General features: G+C 35.8%; 1 protein-coding gene. It reads right to left on the bottom strand.

What is annotated here, in order from left to right; all coding sequences use genetic code 11:
• Window positions 1–550 (bottom strand): IS110 family transposase (locus CN692_RS25345; protein WP_142317578.1); only part of this gene is annotated, 550 nt, incomplete at both ends.

Here is a 550-nt window from a genome sequence, read left to right as displayed (position 1 = left end):
AGGACATCTATCTCTGCTTTTAAATTGGATAGATGTTCTTTGTATTGAAGAACCATTTTAATATGCATCTCAAGCGAAATAATAAGGCTTCTATAAAGATTTACTTGAAACGGATTTTTTTCAGCCGCAGTCATTAAAAGCTTAGCTCTTTCGTTTGCCCATTGTTTAGAACGACTAGTACATAAAGATGCGATTCGTTTAGCTAGTTGATCTTCACCTGCTTGTAACACAGCTTCAGATGAAGGAAACTCCAGTAAAGTTAAGAGTGAAACATTAGAATACAAATCTCCAAATACACCTCGATATTCAGGAAACACTTGATCTAGAATCGCTAAAAAATGTAGTTTTGCCTGAGAACTAATACCTGTTAAATGATCGTGCTGTCTGGTTAAATTTCGCAGGTTTAGTAACTGTGCACCACGTTTTTTATGTGGCTCTAACTCTTCTTTGTAATACAGCTCGCAGAGGTGGTACGCATCAATGACATCAGTCTTAACCTTTCTTAAACTCGAACTTTTAGCTCGATAAGAGATTAATGGATTAATAACGA

The organism is Bacillus sp. AFS002410 (genome assembly GCF_002556365.1).
Lineage (GTDB): Bacteria > Bacillota > Bacilli > Bacillales > Bacillaceae_G > Gottfriedia.
The sequence above is the reverse complement of the archived record's forward strand: the minus strand, read 5'-3'. Positions and strand labels throughout refer to the sequence as shown.